Origin of the sequence: Pseudomonas sp. SID14000, assembly GCF_002165135.1 — a bacterium.
Classification (GTDB): Bacteria; Pseudomonadota; Gammaproteobacteria; order Pseudomonadales; family Pseudomonadaceae; genus Aquipseudomonas.
In genome coordinates, this window is record NZ_NFZQ01000008.1 from 210,456 (window position 1) to 234,469 (window position 24,014).

Genomic DNA, 24,014 nt, shown 5'->3' on the forward strand with positions numbered 1-24,014 from the left:
CAAACCTGACTTCAAGCCCTGGCGTGTTTTTACCAGGGTGGCGGGTCAGGCCACTTCTTCGAACGGCAGCCCTACATAGTTCTCGGCAATGTTCACCAGCCCCGCCGGCGAGGTCAGGAAGTACTCGCGGTCGGCCTCCTGCATCTTCTGGTCCCAGGCGTCCTTGTGGCAGCCGAAGTCATGCAGCAGCTGGGTCATGAACCAGCTGAAGCGCTCGCCTTTCCATACCCGGCGCAGGGCCAGCGGCGAATACTGCTGCAGCAGGTCGGTGCGCCCTTCGCGGTACACCTTGACCAGGATGCGGTACAGGTAGTTGACGTCCGATGCCGCCAGGTTCAGGCCCTTGGCGCCGGTCGGCGGTACGATGTGCGCGGCGTCACCGACCAGGAACAGGTGACCATACTGCATCGGCTCGACCACCAGGCTGCGCAGCGGCGCGATGCTCTTTTCCAGGGCCGGGCCGGTGACCAGGCGCGCAGCCACGTCTTCGGGCAAGCGTGCCTTCAGCTCCTTCCAGAAACGCTCGTCGGACCACGCCTCCACCTGTTCTTCCAGCGGCACCTGCAGATAGTAGCGGCTACGGGTGTGCGAACGCTGGCTGCACAGCACGAAACCGCGCTCGTGGTGGGCGTAGATCAGTTCATGGTTGACCGGTGGTGTGTCTGACAGCATGCCCAGCCAGCCAAACGGGTATACCCGCTCGTACTGCTTGAGTATGCCTTCGGGAATGCTCTGCCGCGATACGCCGTGGAAACCGTCGCAGCCAGCGATGTAGTCGCAGTCCACCCTGTGCACCTGACCGTCTATTTCATAAGTCAGGTAGGGCCGTTCGCCCTTGAGTTCATGCGGCTGGACATTGCTGGCCGAATAGATGATCGGCGCGCCGCTGGCTTGCCGTGCCTGCATCAGGTCACGGGTGACTTCGGTCTGGCCATACACCATCACCGTCTTGCCGCCGGTCAGGGCCTTGAGGTCCAGGCGTTGTCGGCGCCCGCCGACCAGCAGTTCGACACCTTCGTGTACCAGGCCTTCACGGTCCATGCGCTCGGCCACACCGGCCTCACGCAGCAGGTCGACGGTGCCTTGCTCCAGAACCCCGGCACGGATGCGGCCGAGCACGTACTCGGGCGTCTGGCGTTCGACGATGACCGTATCGATACCGGCCTTGTGCAGAAGTTGGCCCAGCAGCAGGCCAGACGGACCTGCCCCGATAATTGCGACCTGAGTTTTCATTGTTGTTGTCTCTGTGCTGACGATGCCGGCCCTGGACTGGCAGTGGGGCGACATCTGCTGTTAGGGTTTGCCCTTGCATTTTTACTGGCAAAAACAGCCATTGAAGTGTGCTATTCCATGCATAACCTGCACTTTTACAAAAAACGTTCGATTAACGCACAGGCCAACCTGCATGAAATCCACCCTCCCCGGCGTCCCCTTGTTCAAGCTGTATGGCGAAAACCAGGCCTGGCCCGGCACCGACCTGCTGCACTGCGAGTCGATCCCGGCGCGTAGCCGTTTGCACCACTGGGAGATCAAGCCGCACCAACATGCCGAGTTGTTCCAGTTGCTGTACGTGCAGCGCGGCCGGGCCGAGGTGGAGATCGAAGGGATGCGCAGCACCATCAGCGAAGCGGCGATCCAGGTGGTGCCGCCCATGACCGTACACGGCTTTCGCTTCAGCGCCGATATCCAGGGGCATGTGCTGACCTTTGGCACGGCACTGGTGGCGAACCTGGAGCAGCGCCTGGGTACGCCGCTGGCGGTACTGGCGAAAGCGGCGTGCTACCCGCTGGGCCAGGACCGTGTGCGCCTGCGCAGCCTGATCGATACCCTGCAGCAGGAGTACCAGGGCAACGGCCCGGCGCGGGCGGCCCTGCTCGAGGCGCTGGTGACGGCGCTGATGGTGTGGATCAGCCGCCGCCAGCAGCTGGGACAGGCGCCGCGCAACCGCGATGAGCGTGACCGCCAGTTACTCGGGCGGTACCTGCGCCTGGTCGAGGCGCATTACCGTGAGCACCTGTCGGTGGAGGATTTTGCCGCGCGGTTGAATATTCCGAGTTTGCAGTTGAACCAGTTGTGCCGGGCGCTGAGTGGGCAGACCGCGCTACAGGTGGTGCACCAGCGCTTGCTGCTGGAGGCACGGCGCAACCTGATTTATACGCGGATGAGTATCGGGCAGTTGTCGGATAGCCTGGGGTTTACCGACCCGACGTACTTTGCCCGGTGGTTCAAGCGGTTGAGTGGGCAGACGCCGAATGCGTATCGCAAGTCTGGGTTATCTGAGTAATTTTTTCGCCTGTGCCGGCCTGTTCGCGGGTAAACCCGCTCCCACAGGGACGGCGGTGCCCTCAAGGTCTGTGCACTTCCTGTGGGAGCGGGTTTACCCGCGAAGAGGCCGGCACAGGCAACACACGTCCCGCGCCCCTGCTTGACGTATACGTCAACCTGACGTCAGGATACCCGCATACCCTACGCCGAGCCCCAGCATGAGCACCCAGACCTACAGCATCTCCGACCTGTCCCGCGAGCTGGACATCACCACCCGCGCCATCCGCTTCTACGAGGAGCAGGGCCTGCTGAGCCCGGAGCGCCGAGGCCTGGAGCGTATCTATTCGGCCCGTGACAAGGTCAGCCTGAAGCTCATCCTGCGCGGCAAGCGCATCGGCTTTTCACTGGCCGAATGCCGCGAGCTGATCGAGCTGTACGACCCCTCAAGCGGCAACCTCAAGCAACTCAACAGCATGCTGGCAAAAATCGCCGAACGCCGCGCCCAGCTGGAACAGCAGATGCTCGACATCCACCAGATGCAGCTGGAGCTGGACACCGCCCAAGAGCGCTGTGAACAGGCTCTGGCCGCCACCCTGAACAACAAAGACAACCGCTGAACACCACAGGAAACCTGCCATGTCCTTGCCCAAACACGTCCGCCTGGTCGAAGTCGGCCCCCGCGACGGCCTTCAGAACGAAGCCCAGCCCATTAGCGTCGCCGACAAGGTGCGCCTGGTGGACGACCTCACCGAGGCAGGCCTGGCCTATATCGAAGTGGGCAGTTTCGTCTCGCCCAAGTGGGTGCCGCAGATGGCCGGCTCCGCCGATGTTTTCGCCGGCATCCACCAGCGCCCAGGTGTTACCTATGCGGCGCTGGCACCCAACCTGCGCGGTTTCGAGGACGCCCTGGCCGCCGGGGTGAAGGAAGTGGCGGTGTTCGCGGCCGCCTCCGAAGCCTTTTCGCAACGCAACATCAACTGCTCGATCAGCGACAGCCTCAAGCGCTTCGAGCCGATCATGGAAGCGGCGCGCAACCACGGCGTGCGTGTGCGTGGCTATGTGTCGTGCGTACTCGGCTGCCCCTATGAAGGCAAGGTCAGCGCCGAGCAGGTCGCCCCGGTGGCCCGCGCCCTGCACGACATGGGTTGCTACGAGGTATCGCTGGGCGACACCATCGGCACCGGTACCGCCGGCGATACCCGGCGCTTGTTCGATGTGGTGTCGGCACAGGTACCGCGCGAGCAGCTGGCCGGGCACTTCCACGATACCTATGGCCAGGCCCTGGCCAACGTGTATGCCAGCCTGCTCGAAGGCATCAGCGTGTTCGACAGCTCGGTGGCCGGGTTGGGCGGCTGCCCCTACGCCAAAGGGGCTACCGGCAATATCGCCAGTGAGGACGTGGTGTACCTGCTGCAGGGGCTGGGCATTGAAACCGGCATCGACCTGGACCGGCTGATCGCCGCCGGCCGCCGCATCAGCAGCGTGCTGGGCCGCGACAACGGGTCGCGGGTAGCACGGGCGCGCAGCGCGCAATAAGTCATACGGGTGTCACATACGTGTGGGTGAAGTGTTACCGCCCCCACGTTTCACAGCAAAAAATCGGGTAACAGGGAAACAAATCGGCAGAATTTCAGGCCAAGCGATTTCGATTGAAATCAGCAAACCATTGATTTTAAAAGATTTTAAAAAGTTGGCACGCACCCTGCTATATCTCTGGTACAAAAACAAAAAAAATGTGACACCCAATAAAAACAACAGGTAACGGCTCTGACATAACAAGAACAACACGGCAGAGGCGTAGCAAGCAGATTTTTTTGGAGTCGACACGCTTTTCAGGGGTACGCCCCGCGGTCTGGCAGAGAACAATAAAACTACCTCCTCAAGGTAGCGGCAGCCAGGTTCGGATCAGCAATGATGAAAGCAGGTCAGCGCTCAAAAAAATACGTTTGCTCTTGACCCCGCATGGGGGTCGCCCGCAACACCAGGACAGGCTGACAAAAACAACAACAGGCCGGTCCCAATAATAAAAAGAGCAGGCAACAACGCTTTGAGGGGAGCTTCGGCTCCCCTCAGTGCTTCCTGCCCTCCTCCTCCTGCTTCCCCTCATCCTGCCCTTCGAGCTTGTCCACCAGCAACGGCATCGTGCCCAGCACCAGCAGGGCCAGTATCGTGCTGATCAACGCCGTGGCTTCGCGGCCCATGCCGGCTGCCGTACCGATGGCGGCGGTCATCCACAGCCCGGCGGCGGTGGTCAGGCCCTTCACATGGCTGGTGTCCTGGCCGTTCCCCTTGAGAATGGTGCCCGCACCAAGAAAACCGATTCCGGCGACAATGCCCTGGATCACCCGGCTCAGCGCCTGCTCATCGGCCCCGGCCATGCTCGGCGCCAGCACGAACAGCGCGGCGCCCAGCGAAACCAGCATATGCGTGCGCACACCGGCGGACTTGCCCTTGTGCTCACGCTCGAAGCCCAGCACGGCACCGAGCAGGGCTGCCATCAGCAGGCGTACGAGGATTTGCGTGACCTCGCGCTCGTCGGTGATATCGGCGAATTCGGCCTGGATTGCTTGCCAGATGAGGTCCATTGCTTTCTTCCCATGCGAAGCATCGTGTTGTCAGGGCCGGCCTCTTCGCGGGTAAACCCGCTCCCACAGGGTTTGCACAAGTTTCAATGCAATGCAGTACCTGTGGGAGCGGGTTTACCCGCGAAAAGGCCGGGCCTGCCATCTGCAAGGGTTGACCTCCGAGCAAATGACAAAGTGCCGCTCAGCTTCCGGATGCAGCAACCCGCCCCGCCCTGTGGTCCACCCTGTAACCCCCAGGAGGACCACTCCATGCCCATTGAAATCGACGAATCCACCCGCCGCTGCACCCTCATCGGCGAAGACCTGCGCATCGAAGGTGATGGCCCGTCCATCGAAATCGTCACCGACGAAGCGCTGCGCATGTCCGTGGCCCTGCTCGCGGGCCAGCGTGTTCCCATCACCGAAGCCGAGGCCGATGCACTGACCGTGGCGGGTGCGGTGGATAGCCGCAGGCATCTGAAGGCCAGCACGCCAGGCTCGGTAATTTGAGGCCTGGCGGGGCTTGCCCGAAAATCTGATATGGTTTTTATCGCAAAATCTGAGTCTGTGCTGATAACAGCCCCAGGGCCATAGTGCTCATGCCTGATCGAGGCCTGATGAGCACCGAGCCATGAACGATAGAATCCCTTTCACAGAGATCGCCACCGCCCCAGCCAGCCCCCAGCCGCGCCGCACCGACAATGGCATCCATACCCGCAGCTTCACCGGGCTATACCGCAACCTGCGCATTGGCTTTGCCGGCGCCCTGTTCGTGCTGTTCTTCGGCACCGCCTGGCTGAACTGGAACGGCCGCCAGGCCGTGCTGTGGGACCTGGGCAACAGCAAGTTCCACATCTTCGGCGCCACCTTCTGGCCGCAGGACTTCATCCTGCTGTCGGCACTGTTGATCATCTGCGCCTTCGGCCTGTTCGCCATCACCGTGTATGCCGGCCGCGTGTGGTGCGGCTACAGCTGCCCGCAGAGCACCTGGACCTGGCTGTTCATGTGGTGCGAAAAGGTCACCGAGGGTGACCGCAACCAGCGCATCAAGCTGGCCGCCGCGCCCTGGAGCCTGAACAAACTGGCCCGTCGCACATTGAAGCACGGCCTGTGGCTGGCCATTGGCGTGCTCACCGGGCTGACCTTCGTCGGCTACTTCACCCCGATCCGCCCACTGGCCACGGAACTGTTCACCTTGCAACTGGGCGGCGTAGCGCTGTTCTGGGTGCTGTTCTTCACCGCCGCCACCTACATCAATGCCGGCCTGCTGCGCGAAGCGGTGTGCCTGCACATGTGCCCCTATGCGCGCTTCCAGAGCGTGATGTTCGACAAGGACACCCTGGCAGTCGCCTACGACCCGCGTCGCGGCGAAGCCCGTGGCCCGCGCAAGAAAGGCAGCGACGCCCGCGCCCAGGGCCTGGGCGACTGCATCGACTGCACCTTGTGCGTGCAGGTGTGCCCCACCGGCATTGATATCCGCGATGGCCTGCAAATGGCGTGCATCGGTTGTGCAGCGTGCATCGATGCCTGTGACGGGGTAATGGACAAGATGGGCTACGCTCGTGGCCTGATCGGCTACAAGTCCGAACGCAGCCTGCAAGGTGACACCACCCATTGGCTGCGCCCGCGCCTGCTGGGCTACGCCGCCGCGCTGGGGGTGATGATCGCGGCGCTGGTAGTGGCCTTGCAGATGCGTCCGATGGTGTCGCTGGACGTGATCAAGGACCGCGGCCTGTTCCGCGAGAATGCCCAGGGCCAGATCGAGAACATCTACCTGCTCAAGGTCATCAACAAGACCGAACGCACCCAGCACTACGAACTGCGCCTGCTGGATGCCGACGGCTTCAGCTTGCAGGGCAAGACTTCGTTCATGATCCCGGCCGGTGAAATGAGTGAACTGCCGGTGTCGGTGGCGATGCTGGCCGAGCGCCCGGCCAGCAGCTCGCAGACGCTGAGCTTCGAAATCAGCGAGCGCGACGACCCCGCAATCCGCAGCGTGGCCCACAGCCGCTTCGTCGCACCGATGTACCGCTGATCCCTTACACTGACTCCACCTTGCCTGCCAGGCTTCGACAGAAGGCCAGAATGAAACGCTACGAACGCTTTGCCGACGACATCGCCGAACTGATCCGCTCCGGGGTGCTGGGCCCCGGCCAGCGGGTGCCCTCGGTGCGCTATGCCAGCCAGACCCACGGGGTCAGCCCGTCCACCGTGTTCCAGGCCTACTACCTGCTGGAAAGGCGCGGGCTGATTAGAGCCCGACCGCGCTCGGGCTACTTCGTCAACGCCCACGCACCGCGTCAGTTCAGCGAGCCGCAGGCATTGCAGCCGGTCAGCGAGTCCACCGACGTCGACGTCAGCGCGTTGGTGTTCTCGATCCTCGACTCAATCAAGGACCCCAATACCGTGCCGTTCGGCTCGGCCTTCCCCAGCCCTGAACTGTTCCCGCTGCAACGCCTGTCACGCTCGCTGGCCAGCGCCAGCCGCAGCATGGACCCGCGCATGGTAGTGACCGACCTGTCACCCGGCAACCCGCAGCTGCGCCGGCAGATTGCCCTGCGCTACATGGTCGGCGGGCTGATGCTGCCGATGGAGGAACTGCTGATCACCAACGGCGCGCTGGAGGCCCTGAACCTGTGCCTGCAAGCCGTCACCCAGCCCGGCGACCTGGTGGCCATCGAAGCCCCCGCCTTCTATGCCTGCCTGCAGGTACTGGAGCGGCTCAAGCTCAAGGCAGTGGAAATCCCTGTGCACCCGCGCGAAGGCATGGACCTGGGCGTGCTGGCGCAGACCCTGGAAAAGCACCCGGTCAAGGCGGTGTGGTGCATGACCAACTTCCAGAACCCGGTGGGCGCCAGCATGCCGGAGGCAAAAAAGCAGGCACTGGTGGAGCTGCTGGCGCGCCATCAGGTGCCATTGATCGAAGACGACGTGTACGCCGAACTTTACTACGCGCAGCAGGCGCCCAAGCCGGCCAAGGCGTTCGACACCCAGGGCCTGGTGATGCACTGCGGCTCGTTTGCCAAGAGCCTGGCACCTGGCTACCGCATCGGCTGGGTGGCGGCCGGGCGCTTTGCGCAAAAGATCGAGCGACTCAAGCTGATGACCTCGCTGTGTGCCTCGATGCCGGCCCAGGCGGCCATCGCCGACTACCTGCAGCACGGCGGCTACGACCGCCACCTGCGCAAGCTGCGCTATGCCCTGGAAGGCCAGCAGGCCAACATGCTGGCAGCCATCGCCCGGCACTTTCCGGCGCAGACGCGGGTCAGCCAACCATCCGGCGGCTACTTCCTGTGGCTGGAACTGCCCGAGCAGATGGACGCCCTCAAGTTGTTCCACATGGCCTTGGCCCAAGGTATAAGCATCGCCCCCGGGCCGATCTTCTCGCCCACCCGGCGCTTCGGCAACTGCATCCGCCTGAACTACGGCAGCCCCTGGCATGAAGATGCCGAACGGGCCATGGAAACCCTGGGGCGCATCATCCGCTCGTTCTGATGGCTGATGACCCGGTGGGCGACTATAGTTGTCCGGTCCGCTCACCGGGTCCTCGTCATGGAAGCAGATTCGCTCCCGTCATTGGCACAGTTGCAAGCGCGTGTCGCAGAACTGGAAGCTCGCCTGGCCGAACGCGAAGACGCTGCAAAGGCCCACAGCCAACTGCTGGGCGAACTGCTCGACAACAGCCTGGCCAACGTGCTTGCCGCCGACCGCAAGATGCGCCTGGTGGCGATCAACCGCATGGCCAGGGAAACCTTCGAGCGTTACCGTGGTTTCGTGCCGCAGATCGGTGATTACGTCCCGCAGTTTCTGGCCAATGAGCCTGAAATCATGGGCCGCCTGGCACCGGTGTGGTCACGCCTGCTAGCCGGCGAAGCCTTCGTCGATACCATTACCCTCGGCCCGCCTGACGCCCCCCGCCATTACGAGCTCCGCTACCACCCGTTGCGCGATGCGCAGCAGCGGATCCAGGGCGGCTACATGCTGGCCTATAACATCACCGAGCGTTTGGCCGAGCAGGAACGTCTGCGCCAGGCCGAAGAGGCCCTGCGCCAATCGCAGAAGATGGAGGCGGTCGGCCAGTTGACCGGTGGCATCGCCCACGACTTCAACAACCTGCTGGGCAGCCTGCTTGGCGCACTGGAGCTGGCAGAACAACGTCTGGGCCAGCAACGCCTTGCCGACACTGCCCGCATGCTCGAGCTCAGCCGCAACAACGCACTGCGCGCCACAGCCCTGGTACAGCGGTTGCTGGCCTTTTCGCGCCAGCAGACACTAGTGCCACAAGCGCTAGATGTGCAGCGCCTGGTCGCCGACATGCATGACCTGATCCGCAGCTCGATCGGCCCGCATATTGACTTCCAGGACCAGACGCTAGCCGCGCAATGGTCGATCCGTGTCGACCCGCAACAGCTGGAAAATGCCCTGCTCAACCTGTGCATCAATGCCCGTGACGCCATGCCGCTGGGCGGCACCCTGCGTATCGGCTGTGAAAACGCCGATCTCGCGGCGGCAGAGGCCAAACACCTGGAACTGCCGGCGGGCCGCTATCTGCACATTAGTGTCGAGGACACCGGCGCGGGTATGTCCAGTGCGGTGCTGCAGCGCGCCCTCGAACCCTTCTTCACCACCAAGCCACTGGGTCAGGGCACCGGCCTGGGGTTGTCCATGGCCTACGGTTTTGTTCGCCAGTCCGGGGGGCAGTTGCTGATCGATAGCGTTACCGGGCAAGGCACGTGCGTTCACCTGTACCTGCCCCAGGATGATTGCTCTCCCGCAGTTCGCCACGACGAACCAGCCACATCCCCCATCGAGCCCGTACAGACGCACGTGCGCCGGATCATGCTGGTGGAGGACCAACCGGCCCTGCGCCTGGTACTGATCGAAGTGCTGACGGAGCTGGGCCACCAGGTGCAGGCTTTCGAGGGAGGCCTCCCGGCGCTTGAGTCGCTGCAGGAAGGGCCGCCACCGGATTTGCTGATCACCGATGTCAACCTGCCTGGACGGGTCGACGGTTACCAGCTTGCCGAGGCCTACCAGGACCTCGTGGAGCATGCCCCGGTATTGCTGATTAGCGGCTATGACACTACTGACACGGCGCCCTGCCCCCAGCCCGGCAGGCGCACCGAACTGCTACACAAACCCTTCGACCTGAACACGCTCGGCGAACGGATCGGACGGCTGCTGGAGGATTGACGGGCACGCTCAGCGCCCGCCGCCCAGGTCGATGAAGCTGCCGGTAGAGTACGAGGCTTTCTCCGAAAGCAGCCAGAGGATGGCCTCGGCCACTTCCTCGGGGCGCCCGCCGCGCCCCATGGGCAAGCCGGGCTCAAGCTTGCTGACCCGGTCGGGGTCACCGGACAGCGCATGGAACCCGGTATGAATGTAGCCTGGTCGTACGCCATTGACCCGCACGCCCTCGCCTGCCACTTCCTTTGCCAGGCCGATGGTGAAGGTGTCGAGGGCGCCCTTGGAAGCGGCATAGTCCACGTACTCGTTGGGCGAACCCAGGCGTGCGGCCACGGACGACACGTTGACGATGGCTCCGCCCTGCCCGCCGTGCCGGCGTGCCATGCGCAGCAAGGCGTGCTTGGTGCAGAGCATCGGGCCGATAACGTTGGTCTTCATGACCTTGAGCAGGCGGAATTCGGACATGTCCTCGACCCGGCTTTGCTGGCCGATGGTGCCGGCGTTGTTCACCAGCGCGGTGACAGGGCCAAGTTCTTCGTCCACGCGCAGGAACAGCTGAATGACCTCATCCTCGACGCTGGCGTCGGCACGCACGGTGATGGCCTTGGCGCCCAGGGCGCGGACCTGGCTGAGGATGTTCTCGGCGGCCTGGTCGTCGGTGTGGTAGTTGATGCAGATGCGGTAGCCCTGGCGGGCGGCCAGCAGTGCCGTGGCGGCGCCGATGCCGCGGCTGGCACCGGTGATGACGATGACTTTCTCCATGGATCTGCCAATCGTTTGGGAACGGAGCATCGACAATAGGGGAAAAGGCTACCCATGGGAATGACCATTCCTTCGGTTACTGCCCGGTCTTGCCTTGCGAGGGAAACAACGACTCGAACCGCGGCGTCGCCCGAGCAACGAAGCCCAGCCCCTGGTGCATGATGAAATAAGCGGCGACGTCATGCCGCTCGGCGAATGCATAGCCTTCCTCCGGGCCGAGCACCATCAACAGTGTATCCAGGGCATCGGCACGCAGCACCGAAGGGTCGACCACCGACACTGCCGCCAGCGCGTGCTTGACTGGCCTGCCGACACGTGGATCGAAGGTGTGCGAATAGCGCTGGCCACCTTCCTCGAAATAGTTGCGGTAATCACCGGCGGTGGCAACGCCGTAGCCATCCAGGGCAATGGCGCGCTCCACTTGCTGCTCGCGCCCACCGCTCGGCACCTCCAGGGCGATGCGCCAGGGCGAGCCATCCGGCTTGCGGCCGACCCCCTTGAGTTCGCCGGTGATCTCGACCAGATAGGCCTGGATGCCCAGGGCCGAAAGCCTGTCGCCGACCCGATCCACTGCATAACCGGCAAGCATGCTGTCGAAATCCAGTTGCGCCGCCACATCCTTGCACAGCTTTTCTCCATCCAGGCGCACGTGCTGGAGCCCTACGCGGCTCCGCTCCCGCGCAAGCGCACTGGCGTCGGGCACCTGCCTCCCTCGCGACTGCGGACCGAAGCCCCAGAGATTCATCAATGGCAACACCGTCAGGTCGAAAGCCCCGCCACTCTCGCGGAACAGCAACTGACCGTACACCAGCAGCTGCTGCATCTCTTCCGGCACCGCCTGACAGGTACCGGCTGGCAGAGCGTTGAAGCGGGAAACCACGGAATCGCCGCGCCAGTTGGAGAACTGCTGGTCGAGCGCTTCGAGTATCGTCTCGACTTCGGCCTTTACTTGCTGTGAGTCGGGGGTCTGCGCGGCGGGTACGTACTGGATCGAGTAAGTGCTCCCCATGGTCGGCCCGGAAAAGCGTTCGATCCTTTCGCCGCAGCCATACAGCAACGTCAACAGCATCACCAGCAGGCATGCGCGCATCATTCGACACCTCGCAGACTCTGGCCGCCCCTTCGCGGCGCAGGCTGTTTCACCAGAATTGCACGATGGCAATTGGCCTACCGTTCATCAGCAGACCTGGTCAAGAACCGAACAAATTCCTCATTCAACACTCTGATTTGCGCGGGTGATCAACCATCCCCCTCCCTTTCCGCTAAACGCCCCGGACGTAATAAAACCATCATGTGCATAAGCGCACAGGGGGCGTTTTTTGCCCAAAAATTGGAGGACAGAATATGTCTAGCCATTCGTTGCAGAGCGTCGAACGCCTGCAGAGCCGCATCCGCGCCCAGCGTCAGCCGCAACAGAAACCTTTCTGGCGGCGCCTGCTGGCCATCGCCTACTCCTCTCAGCGTAGTTGGCACGGAGGGATCGAGCTCAGGGGATACAAGGAACTATCCAACGGCACACCGATTGCGCCGGTCGCGGTCGAAAAAATACAGCTGTCAATTCCGCTCGGGCGGGGTCGCCGGTTTGTCCAGCCTTGCGTGCAGCCCGGACAGCATGTGCGCAAGGGCGAGGTGATCGGTATTGGCGATGACAACACCGCTTGGGTACATGCCAGCACCTCCGGCATCGTGGAGCGGATCGATCTCGCCTTCGTGGCCGACTCGGCCGAACCGGTCATGGCCGTCATTCTGAACGCAGATGGTCTGGATGAGTGGATCGAGCGCCCGCTGCCGGGCCTGCCGCAAACCCCGGAGGCGCTGGTCGAGCGTGCACTGCAGATGGGCATTGTCGGCCTTGGTGGGGCAGGCTTCCCCACAGCCCTCAAGCTGGCCGGTGCACAGCAGCCCGATTTGCTGCTGATCAACGGCGCCGAATGCGAGCCCTTCCTTACCTGCGATGACCGCCTCATGCGCGAGAATGCCGAGGCGTTGATCGAGGCCGCCGACTATATCGCCGCCCTGCTGGGAATAACGGCGACCCGTTTTGGTATCGAGACCAACAAACCGGAGGCGATGGCCACGTTACGTGCCGCCGCTCGCCACGCGCGCACCCGGGTCGAGATATGCCCGCTACCTGAGCGTTACCCGGCGGGTGGGCAGCCGTTGATGATCAAGAGCCTTAGTGGCCGCAACCTGGCGCCAGGGAGCCGGCCTGCCGACATCGGCGTGCTGGCGCTGAATGTCGCAACGCTCCACGCACTGGGCCGGGCCATCTTCCAGGGCGAACCACTGACTAGCCGCGTGCTGACGCTGACCGGTGACTGCGAGCGCCCCGGCAATGTCCTGGTGCCGGTGGGTTACCCGGTCAGCGTACTGCGCGGGATTGCTGGCGCAGCCCCCACCGGACAACTGACCCAGGTCGGTGGCCCGATGATGGGGCAGCCGCTACCGGCCCCCACCGCTGTGATCAGCAAGACCAGCAGTTGCCTGATATTCGGTGCTGAGCGCTACCTGCCGGCAACCCGGCCCGCAAGCAGTTGCATTCGCTGTACGCGCTGCGTGGATGTCTGCCCGATGTCGCTCAGGCCGCTGGACCTTTACGCTGCCGCCGAACGCCTTGACAAGGCCAGCCTGCAGGAACTGCGCCTGGATGCCTGTATCGAATGCGGCAGCTGCAGCAGCATCTGTCCGAGCAACATCCCGCTGCGCGAACGCTTCCGCCAGAGCAAGACGGAGGTACGTGCATGAGCCTGGTACGCCATCCCATTCCGCAACGACTACGCACCGTGATGCTGCTGGTCATCTTGTGTCTTCTGCCGGGCACCGTCCTGTATGCCTGGCAATTTGGCGTTGTGGTCTGGTTGCAGACCTTCTGGTGCGTGCTGTTCGCCCTGGGCTTCGAAGCTGGCCTGCTGCGCCTGCGCGGACGTAAAGTAGGCGAGGGTTTGAGCGACCTCAGCTGGCTGGTGCTAGGCCTGATACTGGCTCGGGCATTGCCGCTGATGGTGCCGTTGTGGATGATCGCCCTGGCCAGCTTTGCCGCTCTCGCACTATGCAAGCACGCCAGTGGAGGCCTTGGTCGCAACCGTCTCAACCCTGCCATGGTTGGCCTGGGGGTCGTTGCCATCTGCTTCTACCAGCAGCTGTACCCCGCGCCATCGAATCATGCCCCCTGGACCGCAACCCTGGACGCCAAGGCGGTTCTGCTCCAACAGCTACAGTTGGTGCCACGCCTGGAGCTCGATGCGTTCGCCGGCGCCACTCAGCTGGCGCAGAACGAGTTCACCCATGTCACCCACAATCTGTCGGGGTACGGCTACATTGCCGGCGGCTTGATACTGGCTTGCCTGCGGGTGATCCGCATCGAGATTCCGCTGGCGATGCTGGTGAGCACAGTATTGCTGTGCATGGTCGCCGGCCATAGCCTGCAGGAAAGCGTGTACAACCTCAGTCTGGGTGGCTATCTGTTCACCGCCTTCTTCATCGCCACCGATCCGGTCACCAGCCCCGATACACGCGCCGGCCGCATCCTCTTCGGCGTGACAGTTGGCACGCTGACTGAACTGATTCGCGAATTCGGGCTTTATGCCGATGGTCTCTGCTTCGCCGTGCTGGCCGGCAACCTGCTGGTGCCGCAAATCGACCGGTTGGTGCTGCGCATGCAACGCCCCTGGTACGCAGCGAGTACCTGATGTGGGCAATTAGCAAGCGCAAGAGCCTTGGGGCTTCTTCCGGTCGGGCTCAATGCCCTGCCGACGCCGGCCCCGCCTTGGCGGTAAAGGGCGGTTTGGCGAACCACACCAGCAGGATCAACCCGGCAAACACCCAGGTCATCAGGGTGAAATAATCCACCGTCGACATCATGTACGCCTGCCCGTTGAGTATCTGCTCCAGTTGCGCATAGCTCTGCGGGCTGGCACCGCCCAACTGCTCCAGGGTATGCCGCGTGGCCGGGTCGAACTGGCTGATGTGTTCGCTCAAGTAGGCATGGTGCTGATCCGCCCGGCGAATCCAGATCCATGTCGTCAGCGACGCCGCAAAACTGCCGCCCAAGGTACGCAGGAAGGTTGCCAGGCCGGAGCCATCGGCAATCTGCTGCGGTGGCAGGTCGGACAGCAGGATGCTCAAGGTCGGCATGAAGAACAGCGCCACGCCGATACCCATGAACAACTGCACCAACGCCACATGCCGGAAGTCCACCTCGCTGGTAAACCCGGCACGCATGTAGCAGCTGGTGCCGATCGCCAGGAACGCCAGCCCGGCCAGCACACGCAAGTCGAAACGGTGCGCGTACTTGCCCACGAACGGCGACATGAGCACCGGCAACAGGCCGATCGGTGCCACCGCCAGACCTGCCCACGTAGCGGTATAGCCCATCTGCGTTTGCAGCCACTGCGGCAGGATCAGGTTGATGCCGAAGAACCCGGCATAACCCCCGACCAGCACGATGGTGCCGACACGGAAGTTGCGGTGCACGAACAGACGCAGGTTGACTACCGGGTGACGGTCAGTCAGTTCCCAGATCACGAACACTGCCAGGAACACCACCGAGATCAGGCTGCCGACAATGATGAACGACGATTCGAACCAGTCCAGGTCATTGCCTTTGTCCAGCACTACCTGCAAGGCGCCGACGCCGATGATCAGCGTCAGCAGGCCGATGTAGTCCATCGGCTGGCGGCTGGTGACTACCGGCCGGGTGCGCATCTGCTGGCGCACCACGGCGGCGGCGAACAGGCCAATGGGCACGTTGATGAAGAAGATCCACGGCCAGCTGTAGCTGTCGGTGATCCAGCCGCCGAGGATCGGCCCGGCAATCGGCGCCACCACCGTGACCATCGCCAACAGCGCCAGGGCCATGCCGCGCTTGGCCGGCGGGTAGACGGCGATCAGCAAGGTCTGGGTCATCGGGTACAACGGCCCGGCCACCACGCCCTGCAATACGCGAAAACCGACCAGCTCCGGCATCGACTGGGCAATACCGCACAGGAACGAGGCCAGCACGAACAGCAGCGTGGCCCAGATGAACAGTTTCACCTCGCCAAACCGCCGACTGAGCCAGCCGGTCAGCGGCAAGGCGATGGCGTTGCTCACCGCGAACGAGGTGATGACCCAGGTACCCTGCTCGTAGCTCACCCCCAGGTTGCCGGATATGGTAGGCAAGGCCACATTGGCGATAGTGGTATCGAGTACCTGCATGAACGTCGCCAGCGACAGGCCGATGGTGGTCAGCAGCAGGCTCGGCGGCGTGAACTGGGCAGCAGCGTTGGTGCTCATCGCTGGGCCGTCTTGTCGGTTGCGCTGTTTTCGTGGATCAGCCGTGCGATCAGGTTATCGGCCTCGACCAGCTGACGGTCATAGACCTGGGTGGTGTAGCTGGCCTGCTGCGGTGGCTGCTGGGCCAAGGCCGGGCCGCTCTGGTCGTGCAGGTCGACCTCGACCACGGTGGACAGGCCGATACGCAACGGGTGGTCCTTGAGCTGGTCGGGGCTGAGGTGGATGCGCACCGGCACGCGCTGGACGATCTTGATCCAGTTACCGGTGGCATTCTGCGCCGGCAACAGGGCGAAGGCGCTGCCGGTGCCGGCGCCAAGGCTGTCGACCGTGCCGCTGTATCTGACCTCGCTACCATACAGGTCGGCGCTGATCTGCACAGGCTGGCCGATACGCATGTCGCGCAGTTGGGTTTCCTTGAAGTTGGCGTCGATCCACACCTGGTCCAGCGGGATCACCGCCATGGTCGCGGTGCCCGGCTGCAGGCGCTGACCCAGCTGCACGGTACGCTTGGCGACGTAGCCGGTGACCGGCGCCACCAGGGTGGTGCGGGCGTGGTCGAGGTAGGCCTGGCGCAGGTCGGCTGCGGCGGCCATCACCTCAGGGTGCGAGGACACCACGGTATCGTCGACCAGCGCGCTGCTGGTGCTCAGTTGCTGGCGCGCACTGTTGACAGCGGCCTGGGCCACGCTCAGGTCATCGCGGGCATGGGACAGTTCTTCCGCAGCGATCGCACCGCTGTCGGCCAAGACCTTGCGCCGGTTGAAGTCCTGCTGAGCCTTGCGCAGTTCGGCCTGCCGGGTTTCCAACTGGGCCTTGAGGGAGTCGACGTTGCTGTACAACCCGCGCACCTGGCGCACGCTGCGCGCCAGCCTGGCTTCAGCGGACTGCAAGGCCACCTCGCTGTCGGCCGGGTCGAACTGCAGCAATACCTGGCCGGCGTGGACCAGGTCGCCGTCATCGGCACCGATGCTGGTGACGGTGCCGGTGACCAGCGGGGTGATCTCCACCACGTTGCCATTGACGTAGGCGTCGTCGGTGCTTTCGTGCCAGCGCCCGACCAGGCTGTACCAGGCCCAGGCGCCGACACCGGCCAGGATCAGCACTGACAGCAGGCCAAGCAGCCAGGCCTTTCGCTTGCGCGACGGCTCGGGCGCGGCGGAGGGGGTCGAGGTGTCTGCGGGAGTGGCCATGACAATACCTTGGATAATTCGTGACAGGGATCAACGATCGCCGAAGCGACGGATCGTCAATGGGTCGCCGGCAGCAAGCAGGACCTTGACCAGCAGGCCTTCCAGGGCCTTGAGCTCTTCGGGTGCCAGTGCGCCGCACAACTCGTTCATGGCCGCTGCACCGATTTCCGGCAGGCGGTCAGCCAGGCGCTGGCCATCGGCGGTAAGGACCAGGCGCACCTGGCGACGGTCGTCGGCGCAGCGGTTGCGCTCGATCAGTTCCTTCTGCTCGAGGCGGTCGAGCATGCGGGTCATCGACCCGCTGTCCAGCCCCAGGTAGCGACACAGCTCGGCAGGGGTGTCCACCTGGTACTGGGTGACGATGATCAGCACCTTGAACTGCGCGGCGGTGACGCCTTCGGATTCGAGGTGCCAGTCGAGAATGCGGTCCTTGAGGATCGCTGCGCGGCCAAACAGCATGCCGATTGCGCAGGTCTGGAAGTTTTCAGGGGAGAAATGGGCCATCGGAGACTGCTCGAGTAAATATGTAAAAATATTACTGCTTAGGCAGTGAATGTCAAAGCTTTGATTAGGTTGCTATGGAAAATTTCATGATTTCCGCCCCTTGCGCTGCCCCCTGTAGGAGCGGCCTTGTGTCGCGATGGGCCGCAAAGCGGCCCCGGCAATTTCTGCTGGGGCACAAAACCTGGGGCCGCTTCGCGCCCCATCGCGACACAAGGCCGCTCCTACAGGGCCATGCGTCAAGGCCTGCTACGGTGTTCGCAGGCCCAATGCCTCCACCGCCCCGCAGGCTATGGCCATGCCCACCAACTCCGCCAGGCTATCGGCCTGCAACCGCTTCATCACCCGCCCCCGGTACAGGTCCACCGTCTTCACGCTCACGCCCAGCCGCTCGGCAATCTCGCGGTTGCTCAACCCTTGGGCCAGCGGCACGAACACATCACGCTCGCGCGGTGTCAGGCCATCGATGCGCGCCTGCACCTGGGCCAACGCCTGGTCATCCTGGCGTGCCCGCCCGGCGTGCTCCAGCGCGACCTGTACGCTGTCGAGCAGCAACTGGTCGTTGTAGGGTTTTTCGATGAAGTCGCAGGCGCCGGCCTTGAACGCCCGCACCACGATCGGCACATCGGCATGGCCGCTGACGAAGATCACCGGCAATCCCAACCCACGCTCCCGCATCGCCTGCTGCACCGCCAACCCACCCAACCCCGGCATGCGTACATCCAGCAGCACACAGGCCGGCCCATCGTCGACGCAGGCATCGAGAAACGCCTGCCCACTGGCGAACGGCAAGGCCTGCAAGCCCACCGACTGCAGCAGCCACACCGTCGAATCCCGCATCCCCTGGTCGTCATCGACGACATACACTTTCGCTTGCACCGCCGTCTCGCCTCCTTATCCCCTGCTGACCGCCAGGCGGCAGCACAGTACCAGACCACCGTTGTCACCGGTTCGCGCCCACAGGCTACCGCCAAAGCCTTCGATCAGGCTGCGGCTCATGCTCAGGCCCAGACCCAGGCCGTCGGCCTTGCTGGTGGTGAACGGCGTGAAGATTTCATCCAGACGCTCGGGCGCCACGCCCGGGCCCTGGTCGGCCACCTCGACCAGCACGCCATCGCCATCACGCGCGGCGCCGAGCAGGATACGTGACGGCCGCTCGCCATGCTGCTCGCGGTTGGCATCGATGGCGTTGCGCAGCAGGTTCAACAGCACCTGCTCCAACAGTACCCGGTCGGCATACACCAAGGGCAGTTGCGCACTCATGCGCAGCTCGATCACCACCTGGTCTCGCGCAGCCTCCCAGGCGCACAGGCGCATGGCTTCGCCAGCTACCTCGGCCACATCCAGCGCTTGCAGGCGGCGTGGCCCTTTGCGCAGAAAGGCGCGCAGGCGGCGGATCACTTCGGCGGCATGGGTAGCCTGTTCGCTGATGCGCTGCAGGCCCTGCCCTACCCGCTCGCGGGCCTGCGGGTCGCGATCCAGGCCCTGCAGGTAGCGCTGGCTGGCGTTGGCGTAGTTGACCACTGCAGCCAACGGCTGGTTGATCTCATGGGCAATGCCCGAAGCCAGCTCACCCAAGGTGGCCAAGCGGGCACTGTGCGCCAGGCTTTCCTGGGCTTCGATGCGCAGAGTGATGTCACGGGACACGCTGACCACCTCCACTACCGCGCCGGTGTAGGTTTCGCGGATGGCCCGGCTGGCGATCTCGAACCAGCGGTAGCCGCCTGCGGCCTGACGCACCCGACAGGTCATGGTGTGGTAGCCGTCCTGGTCCAGAGCGGCGGCGGCCTGGCGCAACACCTGGCGGCGTTCGCGCGGGTGCAGCAGGGTATGCACGGCCATGCCTCGCAGTTGCTCGGGCCACAGGCCAAGCAGGCGGAATGCTGCCGGAGAAGCATCGAGGAAACGACCATCAGGGCTGTGCCGGGAAATCAGGTCGGTGGTGTTCTCGATGATCAGCCGGTACAAGCGCCGGGCACGGCTGGCCTCGCGTGCACCGTGGCGCTCGTCACTGGCATCGCGGCAACGCGCCAGCACCTTCTGGCCCTGGTCGTCAGGGATGAAACTCCACAGCACGATGCGTTCCCCGACCTGTACTTCGACGTCGGCAATCGCCCGGCGCTGGCGCAGGCAGGCGCGCACCAGGGCGGCGCAGTTGCCCGGCAGCCAGCAGGCCAGTGCCGGGCCTTCATCGACCCATGCCTGCAGCGCCGGGTTGAGTGCCAGCGGCCTGGCGTCGCCGGCCAGCATCAGGCTGGGTTGTGGGTCCTTGGCGAGCAACGGATAGGCAGTGTTGTCCACGATAGGCGGCTCGTTGTTATAGTAGTTTTACTATATTGCTATAGTCGATATTCCTAATACCATAGCCATTCGCGTAAAACTGCGACAAGGGGAGCGGCCCAGCGTCTGCCCCCAGCACCCTGAACAGAGCTAACAATCAGCCACCGGGGGCCAAGCGCACAGGTTGTGCCTGCCTCCCCTACAGGATTACCGCATGTCGATCTATGCCCAGGGCCTGATGCCCGCTGCCGTCAACCATGTCGCCCTCACCCCGCTGAGTTTCATCGAACGCACCGCTGCCGTGTATGGCAACTACCCGGCGGTGGTCCACGGTGCCATCCGCCGCAACTGGCAGGAGACCTACCAACGCTGCCGTCGCCTGGCCAGCGCCCTGGCAGGACGGGGTATCGGCCGTGGCGATACCGTGGCGGTGATGTTGCCCAACATTCCGGCCATGCTCGAAGCCCATTTTGGCGTGCCCATGACCGGCGCAGTGCTCAATACCCTGAACGTACGCCTGGACGCCGAGGCCATCGCCTTCATGCTGCAGCATGGCGAGGCCAAGGTGCTGATTACCGACCGCGAGTTCCACACCGTCATCGAAGCGGCCCTGGCCTTGCTCGAACACCCGCCATTGGTGGTGGATGTGGATGACCCGGAGTATGGCGAAGGCCGTGCGATCAGCGAACTGGACTATGAGGCGTTCCTCGCCGAAGGTGACCCGGACTTTGCCTGGGAATGGCCTGATGACGAATGGCAGGCGATCTCGCTCAACTACACCTCCGGTACCACCGGCAACCCCAAGGGTGTGGTCTACCACCATCGTGGCGCTTACCTGAACGCCTTGGGCAACCAGATGGTCTGGGCCATGGGCCATCGCCCGGTATACCTGTGGACCTTGCCGATGTTCCACTGCAACGGCTGGTGCTACCCGTGGACCATCACCGCGCTCGCCGGCACCCATGTGTTCCTGCGCCGGGTCGACCCGCAGAAGATCCTGACCCTGATCCGCGAGCACCGGGTCAGCCACCTGTGCGGCGCGCCGATCGTGCTCAACGCCCTGGTCAACATGCCCGAGGCGGCCAAGGCAGCCATCGAGCACCCGGTGCAGGCCATGGTCGCCGGCGCCGCGCCACCGGCCAAGGTCATCGGCGCCGTGGAAGAGATGGGCATCCAGGTCACCCACACCTACGGCCTGACCGAAGTCTACGGCCCGGTGACCGTGTGTGCCTGGCATGACGAATGGGACCAACTGTCGCTGGAAGAACGTGCACGGATCAAGTCCCGCCAGGGCGTGCGCTACCCGACCCTCGACGGCCTGATGGTCGCCGACCCGCAAACCCTCGAACCGGTGCCGCGTGACGGCAACACCCTGGGCGAGATCTTCATGCGCGGCAACACGGTGATGAAGGGTTACCTGAAGAACCCCGAGGCCACCGCCGAAGCCTTCCGTGGGGGCTGGTTCCACACCGGTGACCTGGCCGTGTGGCATGCCGACGGCTACGTCGAGATCAAGGACCGGCTCAAGGACATCATCATTTCCGGTGGCGAGAACATCTCCACCATCGAGGTCGAAGACACCCTGTACAAGCACCCGGCGGTGCTGGAAGCCGCAGTGGTGGCGCGCCCGGATGAAAAATGGGGGGAAACCCCATGCGCCTTCGTTGCCCTCAAGCCTGGCCGCGAAGACACCCGCGAAGCCGACATCAGCAGCTGGTGCCGCGAGCACCTGGCCGGGTTCAAGGTACCGAAGACCGTGGTGTTTGGCGAACTGCCCAAAACCTCCACCGGCAAGATCCAGAAGTACGTGCTGCGCGACCGGGCCAAAGCCCTCTGAAGCCGTAGCGGCCTCTTCGCGGGTAAACCCGCTCCCACAGCTACAGCAACAGGCTCAGGTTTGGTGCGATCCCTGTGGAAGCGGGTTTACCCGCGAAGAGGCCAGCCCAGATTTCCCACTTTTCAAGAGCTACCGATGACCACCTACACCGCCCCCCTGCGCGACATGCGCTTCGTCCTGCATGACGTGTTCAACGCCCCGGCCCTGTGGGCCCGCCTGCCGGCCCTTGCCGAGCGCATAGACGCCGAAACCGCCGACGCCATCCTCGAGGAAGCAGCCAAAGTCACCGGCCAGCTGATCGCTCCGCTCAGCCGCAACGGTGACGAGCAAGGCGTGCGCTTCGACGCAGGCCAAGTCACCACCCCCGATGGTTTCCGCGAAGCCTGGCACACCTACCGCGAAGGCGGTTGGGTAGGCCTGGGTGGCAACCCCGAACATGGCGGCATGGGCATGCCCAAAATGCTCGGCGTGCTGTTCGAAGAAATGCTCTACGCCGCCGATTGCAGCTTCAGCCTGTATTCGGCATTGAGCGCCGGCAGCTGCCTGGCGATCGATGCCCACGCCAGCGAAACGCTCAAGGCCACCTACCTGCCGCCCCTCTACGAAGGCCGCTGGGCCGGCACCATGTGCCTCACCGAACCCCATGCCGGCACCGACCTGGGCCTGATCCGCAGCCGCGCCGAACCCCAGGCCGACGGCAGCTATCGCATCAGTGGCAGCAAGATCTTCATCACTGGCGGCGAACAGGACCTGACCGAGAACATCGTCCACCTGGTGCTGGCCAAGCTGCCGGATGCGCCTGAAGGCGCCAAGGGCATCTCGCTGTTCCTGGTACCCAAGTACCTGGTCGAGGCCGATGGCCGCCTGGGTGTGCGCAACGCCGCACATTGCGGCTCGATCGAGCACAAGATGGGCATCAAGGCTTCGGCCACCTGCGTGATGAACTTCGATGGTGCCGTCGGCTACCTGGTAGGCGAGCCGAACAAGGGCCTGGCGGCGATGTTCACGATGATGAACTACGAGCGCCTGTCCATCGGCATCCAGGGCATCGGCTGTGCCGAGGCGTCCTACCAGAGCGCCGCCCGTTACGCCAACGAGCGCCTGCAAAGCCGCGCTGCCAGCGGCCCGCAGGCACAGGACAAGGCTGCTGACCCGATCATCCACCACGGCGATGTGCGGCGCATGCTGCTGACCATGCGCACCCTCACCGAAGGTGGCCGGGCGTTTGCCGCCTACGTCGGCCAGCAGCTGGACCTGGCGCGCTACGCCGAAGACGCTGGCGAGCGCGAGCATGCGCAGCGCCTGGTGGCGCTGCTGACGCCGGTGGCCAAGGCGTTCTTCACCGACAACGGCCTGGAAAGCTGCGTGCTCGGCCAGCAGGTGTATGGCGGCCATGGCTATATCCGCGAATGGGGCCAGGAGCAACGGGTGCGCGATGTGCGCATCGCGCAGATCTATGAAGGCACCAACGGCATCCAGGCCCTCGACCTGCTCGGGCGCAAGGTGCTGGCTGACGGCGGCCAGGCACTGGCCAGCTTTGCCGCCGAGGTGCGGGCCTTCAGCGTGGATGCGCCGTTGCATCGTGAGGCCCTGCAAGCGAGCCTGGCGCGGCTGGAGGCCACCAGCACCTGGCTGCAGGCGCGGGCCGGCGAGGATGCCAACCTGGTCAGCGCGGTGGCGGTGGAATACCTGCAACTGTTCGGGCTGACCGCGTATGCCTATATGTGGGCGCGGATGGCGGCGGTGGCGTTGGCCAGGCGTGACGAGGATGCCGCGTTTCATGGGGCGAAGCTTGCGTGTGCGGAGTTCTTCTTCCAGCGGGTCTTGCCGCGGGGGTTGGGGCTGGAGGCGAGTATTCGGGCGGGAAGTGGAAGCCTTTATGGGATGACAGCCGAACAATTCTGATCCTCCTGCTCCGGGCTCCCACAGGGATCGCGCAGGCCCAAGACCTTGTGCTGCTCCTGTGGGAGCCTGGCTTGCCGGTGATGGGCTGCAGAGCAGCCCCAGTATTTCTGCCTCTATACTTGTGCGCGAAGGGTTCACAAACGCTGGAAAACCATTGGCCATCCGACGAAAAACCGGAGCATCTGATAGTTATTCGCTATTACCTTCGATTCTCGGGAGCCCTCTGCCAAGGGTAGAATGCGCAAAACC

General features: G+C 63.9%; 21 protein-coding genes. 12 read left to right on the forward strand and 9 right to left on the reverse strand.

Annotated features, from left to right (window positions below; translation table 11 throughout):
- Positions 1-45: 45 nt before the first annotated feature.
- Entirely contained in the window at positions 46-1,233 is a 1,188-nt protein-coding gene (pobA, locus tag CAY82_RS14205; protein WP_087501774.1) for a 4-hydroxybenzoate 3-monooxygenase, read from the reverse strand.
- Positions 1,234-1,405: 172 nt separating this feature from the next.
- Between pobA and CAY82_RS14210 the strand changes: the two genes are divergently transcribed.
- From CAY82_RS14210 to CAY82_RS26110, 4 genes are all read left to right on the forward strand, one after another.
- Positions 1,406-2,284, forward strand: coding sequence for a helix-turn-helix domain-containing protein (locus CAY82_RS14210; protein ID WP_087501775.1), 879 nt, complete (start codon positions 1,406-1,408; stop codon positions 2,282-2,284).
- Between the two features lie 199 nt (positions 2,285-2,483).
- Positions 2,484-2,882 (forward strand): MerR family DNA-binding transcriptional regulator, encoded by a 399-nt coding sequence (locus tag CAY82_RS14220; RefSeq protein WP_013972930.1) that lies wholly within the window; start codon positions 2,484-2,486, stop codon positions 2,880-2,882.
- Between the two features lie 19 nt (positions 2,883-2,901).
- A complete protein-coding gene (locus CAY82_RS14225; RefSeq protein WP_087501777.1) occupies positions 2,902-3,801 on the forward strand; it encodes a hydroxymethylglutaryl-CoA lyase in 900 nt (299 codons plus the stop codon).
- A 22-nt stretch (positions 3,802-3,823) separates the two neighbouring features.
- Complete coding sequence (locus tag CAY82_RS26110) at positions 3,824-4,027, forward strand: hypothetical protein (protein WP_140399110.1); 204 nt, start codon at positions 3,824-3,826, stop codon at positions 4,025-4,027.
- A 307-nt stretch (positions 4,028-4,334) separates the two neighbouring features.
- Here CAY82_RS26110 and CAY82_RS14230 read toward each other — a convergent pair whose 3' ends face one another.
- Positions 4,335-4,850, reverse strand: a complete 516-nt coding sequence (locus CAY82_RS14230; RefSeq protein WP_087501778.1) for an MgtC/SapB family protein — start codon at positions 4,848-4,850, stop codon at positions 4,335-4,337.
- Positions 4,851-5,099: 249 nt separating this feature from the next.
- Between CAY82_RS14230 and CAY82_RS14235 the strand changes: the two genes are divergently transcribed.
- The 4 genes from CAY82_RS14235 (at position 5,100) to CAY82_RS14250 (ending at position 10,022) form a co-directional block, all read left to right on the forward strand.
- Positions 5,100-5,339 (forward strand): DUF3203 family protein, encoded by a 240-nt coding sequence (locus CAY82_RS14235; RefSeq protein WP_087501779.1) that lies wholly within the window; start codon positions 5,100-5,102, stop codon positions 5,337-5,339.
- A 121-nt stretch (positions 5,340-5,460) separates the two neighbouring features.
- Positions 5,461-6,864, forward strand: a complete 1,404-nt coding sequence (ccoG, locus tag CAY82_RS14240; protein WP_087501780.1) for a cytochrome c oxidase accessory protein CcoG — start codon at positions 5,461-5,463, stop codon at positions 6,862-6,864.
- Between the two features lie 50 nt (positions 6,865-6,914).
- On the forward strand, positions 6,915-8,324 hold the full coding sequence (mapR, locus tag CAY82_RS14245; protein WP_013972935.1) for a GntR family transcriptional regulator MpaR: 1,410 nt from the start codon (positions 6,915-6,917) through the stop codon (positions 8,322-8,324).
- Positions 8,325-8,381: 57 nt separating this feature from the next.
- Complete coding sequence (locus CAY82_RS14250; protein WP_087501781.1) at positions 8,382-10,022, forward strand: PAS domain-containing sensor histidine kinase; 1,641 nt, start codon at positions 8,382-8,384, stop codon at positions 10,020-10,022.
- A gap of 9 nt (positions 10,023-10,031) precedes the next feature.
- On the opposite strand, the gene CAY82_RS14255 is transcribed toward CAY82_RS14250, so the two are convergent.
- The gene (locus CAY82_RS14255; protein WP_087501782.1) at positions 10,032-10,778 is read right to left on the reverse strand and encodes an SDR family oxidoreductase; all 747 of its coding nucleotides are present in this window, start codon (positions 10,776-10,778) and stop codon (positions 10,032-10,034) included.
- Between the two features lie 76 nt (positions 10,779-10,854).
- Positions 10,855-11,871: an FAD:protein FMN transferase gene (locus CAY82_RS14260; RefSeq protein ID WP_087501783.1), complete on the reverse strand. Its 1,017-nt coding sequence runs from the start codon at positions 11,869-11,871 to the stop codon at positions 10,855-10,857.
- 251 nt (positions 11,872-12,122) lie between these two features.
- On the opposite strand from CAY82_RS14260, the gene rsxC reads away from it, so the two are divergent.
- Complete coding sequence (rsxC, locus tag CAY82_RS14265) at positions 12,123-13,523, forward strand: electron transport complex subunit RsxC (RefSeq protein WP_087501784.1); 1,401 nt, start codon at positions 12,123-12,125, stop codon at positions 13,521-13,523.
- Positions 13,520-14,467, forward strand: a complete 948-nt coding sequence (locus CAY82_RS14270; protein WP_087501785.1) for an RnfABCDGE type electron transport complex subunit D — start codon at positions 13,520-13,522, stop codon at positions 14,465-14,467. Before rsxC ends, CAY82_RS14270 begins: the two co-directional genes overlap by 4 nt.
- Positions 14,468-14,516: 49 nt before the next feature.
- Here CAY82_RS14270 and CAY82_RS14275 read toward each other — a convergent pair whose 3' ends face one another.
- From CAY82_RS14275 to CAY82_RS14295, 5 genes are all read right to left on the reverse strand, one after another.
- Positions 14,517-16,052, reverse strand: coding sequence for a DHA2 family efflux MFS transporter permease subunit (locus CAY82_RS14275; protein ID WP_087501786.1), 1,536 nt, complete (start codon positions 16,050-16,052; stop codon positions 14,517-14,519).
- Complete coding sequence (locus CAY82_RS14280) at positions 16,049-17,242, reverse strand: HlyD family efflux transporter periplasmic adaptor subunit (protein WP_087501787.1); 1,194 nt, start codon at positions 17,240-17,242, stop codon at positions 16,049-16,051. Before CAY82_RS14280 ends, CAY82_RS14275 begins: the two co-directional genes overlap by 4 nt.
- 30 nt (positions 17,243-17,272) lie before the next feature.
- Positions 17,273-17,746, reverse strand: a complete 474-nt coding sequence (locus CAY82_RS14285; protein ID WP_087501788.1) for a MarR family winged helix-turn-helix transcriptional regulator — start codon at positions 17,744-17,746, stop codon at positions 17,273-17,275.
- A gap of 246 nt (positions 17,747-17,992) precedes the next feature.
- Positions 17,993-18,622 (reverse strand): response regulator transcription factor, encoded by a 630-nt coding sequence (locus CAY82_RS14290; RefSeq protein WP_087501789.1) that lies wholly within the window; start codon positions 18,620-18,622, stop codon positions 17,993-17,995.
- A gap of 15 nt (positions 18,623-18,637) precedes the next feature.
- A complete protein-coding gene (locus CAY82_RS14295; protein ID WP_087501790.1) occupies positions 18,638-20,044 on the reverse strand; it encodes a sensor histidine kinase in 1,407 nt (468 codons plus the stop codon).
- A gap of 193 nt (positions 20,045-20,237) precedes the next feature.
- On the opposite strand from CAY82_RS14295, the gene CAY82_RS14300 reads away from it, so the two are divergent.
- A complete protein-coding gene (locus CAY82_RS14300; RefSeq protein WP_087501791.1) occupies positions 20,238-21,860 on the forward strand; it encodes an acyl-CoA synthetase in 1,623 nt (540 codons plus the stop codon).
- A 135-nt stretch (positions 21,861-21,995) separates the two neighbouring features.
- Entirely contained in the window at positions 21,996-23,765 is a 1,770-nt protein-coding gene (locus CAY82_RS14305) for an acyl-CoA dehydrogenase C-terminal domain-containing protein (RefSeq protein ID WP_087501792.1), read from the forward strand.
- Positions 23,766-24,014 lie beyond the last annotated feature (249 nt).